The organism is Streptomyces sp. NPDC052109, assembly GCF_040680195.1.
GTDB lineage: Bacteria > Actinomycetota > Actinomycetes > Streptomycetales > Streptomycetaceae > Streptomyces.
Genome location: NZ_JBFAWF010000056.1, coordinates 1 through 6988, shown reverse-complemented (window position 1 = coordinate 6988; position 6988 = coordinate 1). Strand labels below are relative to the sequence as shown.

Genomic DNA, 6988 nt, shown 5'->3' with positions numbered 1-6988 from the left:
ACCCCCACCGCCGTCTCGTTCCACTCCACCAACACCCGACGACGCTCACCCGCATCCAGCACCCCGACCGCACCCAACGCGATCTCCGAGCCGCCGTCCAGCGTCGTCTCCAACGCCGACACCAGGCCCTCGACGGACCCGGTCACCAGCGCCACGACCGCCATCGGGTCGACGGGTGCTACGGCGTCGACCGCCGTACGGATCGTCCGGCCGTTGTCGTCGACGGTGAGGGCGAGCGGATAGTTGGTGGCGTCCCGGGAGAGCAGGGTGCGGATTCCGCCTGCCTCGTCCTCGGCCGGTTGCCCCGCCACCGGTGTCCGGTCGCCACCCAGCTGGTCGGTGGTGTGGCGGTAGTTGAGGAAGGAAGTGAAGAGCGGTGTGCCGCCGGTGAGGCCGCTGGCCTGCTGGGCGAGGGCGAGCGGCGCGCTCTCGTGTGCGAGGAGCTGCCCCAGCTGGCCGCGCATCGCGGACACCGCGTCCAGGACGCCGTCCCGGTCGGAGCGCACCCGTACCGGGAGGGTGTTGATGAAGGGGCCGGGAACGCGGTCGGCGCCGGCTCCGGCGTTCATCCGGCCGAACAGCACCGTGCCGAACACGACGTCGTCCCGTCCGCTGACCGCGCCGAGCACCCGCGCCCAGGCGACATGCATCAGCGTCGCCACGCTGGCACCGAGCCTGCGCGAGACCGTGCGCAGCCGTGCCTCCAGCTCGGGAGCCAGCGCCCGGGAGGCGCGTTCGGTCTCGGCACCGATGCCGTGAGTGTCGACCAGCCCGTAGGGAGCGGTGGGTTCGGTGACATCGCCGAGCAGTTCGGTGAAGTAGCGCTCGTGCTCCGCACGCGGGACGCCTCCGCGAGCCTGCGCCACGAAGTCGCGGAACGGCAGAGGCTTCGGCAGTTCGTCGGCGCGGCCGGTGAGGAAGCTCTCGATCTCCCCCAGCAGCACCGTCAGCGCGGTGTGGTCCTGCACCATGTGGTGCACCCGCACCAGGCCCAGCCAGCGGCCCTCCGGTGCGGGAGCCGTGTGCAGCTCGACCAGGGGGGCGCGGGACAGGTCCATGGCTCGGCCGACCGCGGCGGTCAGCTCGGCCACCAGGTCGTCTCCGTGCGGGTCCAGCGGCACTTCGTGGACCGGGAGTACGGCCTTGCGCCACACCACCTGAACGGGTTCGTGGAGTCCGTCCCAGACGATGCCGGTGCGCAGGATGTCGTGTCGGTCCAGGACCTGCTGGAGCGCGTCGGCGAAGCGGTCGAGCAGGCCGCGTGAACCGAACTCGAGGACGGTCGGCTGAACGTAGACGTCGTCGCCACCGTCGGCGAGCAGGTGGTGGTAGAGCAGGCCGTCCTGGATCGGGGCGAGGGGGTAGACGTCCGCGACGTTGGCGGCGCCGCCCTCGACCGTGGCCACGACCCGGTCGATCTCCTCGGTGGTCAGGTCCACCAGGGTGAGCATGTCCGGCGTGATCGTGGTCGCGTCCGCCGGGATCAGGTTCTCGGGCACCTCCGCCTGCCGTACGCCGCTCGAGCGGGCCAGTCCGGCCGGGGTCGGGCTGTCGAACAGTGCGCGGACCGAGACCGCCACGCCCTGCGCCTGTACCCGGCTGATCAGCCTGACGGCGAGCAGGGAGTGGCCGCCGAGGGCGAAGAAGTCGTCGTCGACGCCGACGCCGTCCAGGCCGAGGACCTCGGCGAACGCGGCGCAGAGGATCTCCTCGCGGACGGTGGCCGGGCCACGGCCGGAGCCGGGGGCGAGGTCGGGGGCGGGCAGGGCCTTGCGGTCGACCTTGCCGTTCGCGGTCAGCGGCAGCTCGGCGAGGACGACGAACGCGGAGGGCACCATGTAGCCGGGCAGTTCCCGGCCCAGCACGGCCCGTATCTCTGCGAGGTCCGGCTCCGGGCGGTCGGGCTGCGGAACCAGATAGGCGGCCAGCAACGCGTCACCGGACAGGTCGCGGCGCACCGCCGTCACCGCCCTGTCGACGCCCTCCTGGCGCTCCAGGACGGCCTCCACCTCGCCCAGCTCGATCCGGAAGCCGCGCACCTTCACCTGGTCGTCGGCCCGGCCCAGGCACTCCAGCTCTCCGTCGGCGTTCCAGCGGGCCAGGTCTCCGGTCCGGTACAGGCGCTGCCCGGCCGCGTACGGCGAGGCGACGAAGCGCTCCGCCGTCAGGCCCGGGCGGCCCGCGTAGCCGCGCGCCAACTGGGCGCCCGCCAGGTACAGTTCGCCCGCGACTCCGACCGGAGCCGGCCGCAGCGAGTGGTCCAGCACATATGCCCGGGTGTTGGCGAACGGGCGGCCGACCGTGACCGCGCCGCCGCGCACCTCGGCGGAGGTGGCCCAGACCGTCGCCTCGGTCGGCCCGTACAGGTTCACCGCGGCGATCCCGAGGTCGGTGAATCGCTGTGCCAGCTCCTGCGGCAGCGCCTCACCGCCGACCAGGGCGCGAACGGCGGCCGGCCGGCCGGTCGTGTCGAGCAGGGCCCGCCACAGGGACGGCACGGCCTGCAGCACCGTGGCACCCGACGAGACCGCGAGCCCGGCGAGCGCGGCCGGGTCGCGCACATCGGCCTGGGTCGCGAGGACCACCGACGCTCCCGACACCAGGGGCAGGAACAGCTCGAGCGCGGCGATGTCGAAGGACACCGTGGTCACCGCCAGCAGACGGTCCGCCGCCTGCAGCGTCACCCGCTGCCCCACGGCGAACAGATGGTTCGCCAGCGCGCCGTGGGGAACCACGACGCCCTTGGGGCGACCCGTGGAACCCGAGGTGTAGATGACGTACGCCGTGTTCCCGGGGGCCGCCACGATGCCGGGGGACGTGTCCGGGGCCTCGGCCGACTCCCGCACCAGTGAGGGATCGTCGACGATGAGCACCGGCACGTTCGCCGGGACCGCGCCCGCGACCGCCGTCTGCGAGATCACCAGGGGTGCGCCCGCGTCCGTGAGGACGTAGGCGATCCGCTCGGCCGGGTACTCCGGGTCGACCGGCAGATACGCCGCCCCGGCCTTCAGCACGGCCAGCAGCGCGACGACCAGGTCGATACCGCGCTCCATGACCACGCCCACCACGGACTCCGGCCCGAGACCACGGCCCACCAGCAGGTGCGCCAGACGGTTGGCCCGCGCGTCCAACTGCGCGTACGAGAGCTCCGTTCCCTCGGCCACCACTGCGACCGCGTCCGGGGTCCGCGCCGCCTGCGCCTCGAACAGCGTCGGCAGGGTGGCCGCCCCGGCCTCGGCCGTAGTGTCGTTCCATTCCTCCACGACCTGGCGGCGCCCGGCGGCGTCCAGCACCTCGATGGTGCCCAAGGTCGCCTCCGGGCCGCCGTCCAGCGCCGTCTCCAGGGCCGCCACCAACTGCTCGGTGGCGGTGCGCACCAGCACGCCGACCGTCTCCGGGTCGATCGCGCCCGTCGTGTCGACGGTCAGCGCGAGTCCGTCGCCGTCGTCGTCCACGGCGACCCCGAGCGGGTAGTTGGTGCGTTCGCGCGCGTACAGCAGGCGAATGCCCTGGCCCTCCCGCTGTTCCTCGGCCGGCGCCTCTTGGGCCGGCTGTTCCTCACCGCGGCCGGGGTTGTGGCGGTAGTTGAGGAAGGCGGTGAACAGCGGTGTCTCACCGGCGAGTCCACTGACCTGCTGGGCGGTGGAGAGCGAGGCGTGCTCGTGCTCCATCAGCCGGGCGAGCTGGGAGCGCATCTGCGACACCGCCGTCAGGACGCCGGTGTCGGCCGTACGAACGCGTACCGGAAGCGTGTTGATGAACGGGCCCGGCACCTGGCTGACGCCGGCACCGCCGGTCATCCGGCCGAACAGCACGGTTCCGAAGACCACGTCGTCACGGCCGGACATGGCCCCGACCGCACGGGCCCACGCCACGTGCAGGACGGTGGCCGCGCTCACCCGCAGCCGACGGGCGACCTCGCGCAGCCGGCGCTCGGACGTGGGCGAGAAGGGCACCACCCGGCGGGCCACCGAAGCGCCGTCGCCGTGTACCTCGGTGACCCCGAACGGTGCCGTGGTCTCCTCCAGATCGCCCAGCAGCTCGGCGAAGTACCGCTCGTGCCCGGCCTGTTCGGCCTCGTCACGGGAGTACGCCACGAAGTTCCGGAAGGGCAGCGGCTCGGGCAGGCCGGCGGCCCGGCCGGTGAGGAAGGCACCCACCTCGGAGAGCAGCAGCTCCAATGCTGTGTGGTCCTGCACCATGTGGTGGATGCGGACCAGGGCCAGCCGGCTGTCCGCACCCGGGACGGCGGCCGTGTGCACCGTGATCAGCGGGGCCCTGCCCAGGTCCACGGACAGACCCACGACCTCGATCAGCTCGGCGGCCAGGTCCTCACCGTGCGGTTCGAGGGTGACGTCGACGACCTGCATCGGCGCCTGGCGCCACACGACCTGGACGGGCTCGGGCAGCCCCTCCCAGACGACGGAGGTCCGGAAGATGTCGTGCCGGTCGAGGACGCTCTGGAGCGCGCGCAGGAACGCGTCCAGCCTGGTCTGTGAGTCGAACTCCAGTACGGCGGGCATGACATAGGCGTCGTCGCCGCCGTCCGCCAGCAGATGGTGGAAGAGCAGGCCCTCCTGCAGGGGACCGAGCGGGTATATGTCGGCCACGTTGGCGGCGCCGCCGTCCACGGTCGCGACGACCCGCTCGATCTGCTCGGGCGTGAGGTCGACCAGCGGGAGCATCTCCGGGGTGATCGTGGTCGCGCCGGCGGGAATGGCGTTCTCCGGTATCTCGGCCCGGGTGGTGCCCGCCGCCAGCGCGAGCCCGGCAGGAGTGGGTGTCTCGAACAGCGCCCGCACGGGCAGCTCCACGCCCTGCGTACGCAGCCGCTCGACCAGCCGGATCGCCAGCAGCGAGTGGCCGCCGAGGGCGAAGAAGTCGTCGTCCGCGCCGACCCGCTCCAGCTCCAGCACCTCGCCGAAGACGGCGCAGAGCAACTCCTCGCGCGCGTTCGCCGGGCCCCGCCCGGTGCCCGTCGGGTGCTGCGGCGGCGCGGGCAGCCGCTTGGTGTCCACCTTGCCGTTGGCCGTCAGGGGGAGTTCGTCGAGCAGTACCACGGTGGCCGGCACCATCGACTCCGGCAGCTGTTCCCGGACGAACGCGCGCAGTTCCGCCGGGTCGACCTCGGCGCCCGGCGCGGGCACCACGTACGCCACCAGCCTGCGGTCGGAGACCGCACCCGGCGGCCGGGCGACCCAGGCGGTGGAGGGGCCCGGGAAGACCGCCGGGGCCCCCTCACGATCCACGATCGGCACACCGGTCAGCGGCAGCTCGGGGGAGTTCGCCACCGTGTCCAGCAGGGCCGTCAGGCAGTCGGAGAGCAGCAGGACCGTCGTCGCCTCGAACAGGTCGGAGGCGGCCGTCACCGAGCCGCGGAGCCCGGTCGGCTCGCCGTCCGGCCCGAACACCTCGGTGAACGACACCTCCAGGTCGAACTTGGCCGTCGCGGCGCCGGCGGGGGCCGTGGCGGACACCTCGACACGCTCCCCGTCCCTCATCGTCCGGGCGGCGTTCTGCAGGGTCAGCATCACCTGGAACAGCGGGTGCCGGGACAGCGACCGGGCGGGGGCCAGCTCCTCGACCAGTCGCTCGAACGGTACGTCCTGGTGTCCGAAGGCGGCGAGGGTGGTCGCCCGCACCCGGCGCAGCGTTTCGCGGAACGTCGGGTCACCGGTGAGGTCCGTACGCAGGACCAGCGTGTTGACGAAGAAACCGACCAGATCGTCCAGCGCCTCGTCGGTCCTGCCCGCCACATCGGTTCCGATCGGGATGTCCGTCCCGCCGCCGAGGCGGCTGAGCAGGACGGCGAGGGCCGCCTGCAGCACCATGAACACGGTGGCGCCCTCGCGCTGAGCCAGCTCCAGCAGCCGGGCGTGCGTGTGCGCGGAGATCTCCAGCCGCACCCGGTGGCCCCGGTACGAGGCCGCCTCGGGGCGCGGGTGGTCGACCGGAAGCGCGAGCTCGTCCGGGAGGCCCGCCAGCGCCTCGCGCCAGTGGCTCATCTGCCGGTGCAGCAGGCTGTCGGGGTCGTCCGCCTCGCCCAACAGCTCGCGCTGCCAGATCGCGTAGTCGGCGTACTGGACCGGCAGCGGCTCCCACTCGGGCGCCCGGCCCTCGCTTCGAGCCTGGTACGCCGTCATGAGGTCGCGGGTGAACGGACCCGTCGACCAGCCGTCGCTCGCGATGTGGTGGAACACCACGACGAGCACCTGTTCCTCCGCGGAGACGGCCAGGAGCCGGGCCCGGACCGGCACTTCGGCGGCCAGGTCGAAGGGGTACGCCTCGGCTTCCGCGATCGCGGCGTCCAGTTCCGCCCGGGGCACCTCCTCGACGGAGAGCTCCCAGGCCAGGTCGTCGAGCTTCAGCACGTTCTGGGACGGTTCGCCGTCGACGGTGGTGAACACGGTGCGCAGCACCTCGTGCCGGCCGATGACGTCCCGCAGGGCGGCGTTCAGCGCCTCGCGGTCCGTGCTCCCGGTGAGCGGGAGGACCAGAGGCACGTTGTACGCGGCGCCCGGTCCCTCCAGTTGGGCGATGAACCACAGCCGGCGCTGCGCGAATGACAACGGAATCATCAGGACTCCTCCTGGTTGCGCCTCGGCCGCAGGGCCGGCCTGGTCGGTGCGGGTGCCGTCTCCCGCGCCAGCCGGCCGGCGAGACCGGCCGGAGTCGGGGTGTCGAACAGTGCCGCGATCTCCACCTCGACGTTCAGCAGCGTCCTGATCCTGTTGATCAGGCGGACGGCGAGGAGGGAGTGGCCGCCGAGGGTGAAGAAGTCGTCGTCGACACCGACCTCGGGCACCCGCAGGACCTCGGCGAACGCCTCGCACAGCGCCCGCTCACGCTCGTTCGCCGGCGCCCGGCCGGTGCCCGCACCACCCGACACCTCAGGGGCGGGCAGGGCCTTGCGGTCGAGCTTGCCGTTACCCGTCAGCGGCAACTCCTCGAGCACCACCACCGCCGAGGGCACCATGTACTCCGGCAG

Annotated in this window: 2 protein-coding genes; both read right to left on the bottom strand. The window is 72.8% G+C overall.

Translation table 11 applies throughout. The features are described 5' to 3' along the window. Positions 1-6578 (bottom strand): amino acid adenylation domain-containing protein (locus tag AB0L59_RS42115; protein WP_365593471.1); only part of this gene is annotated, 6578 nt, incomplete at its 3' end. After that, a partial coding sequence (locus AB0L59_RS42110; RefSeq protein ID WP_365593468.1) for a phosphopantetheine-binding protein occupies positions 6578-6988 on the bottom strand: 411 nt, incomplete at its 5' end. The genes AB0L59_RS42110 and AB0L59_RS42115, both read right to left, overlap by 1 nt.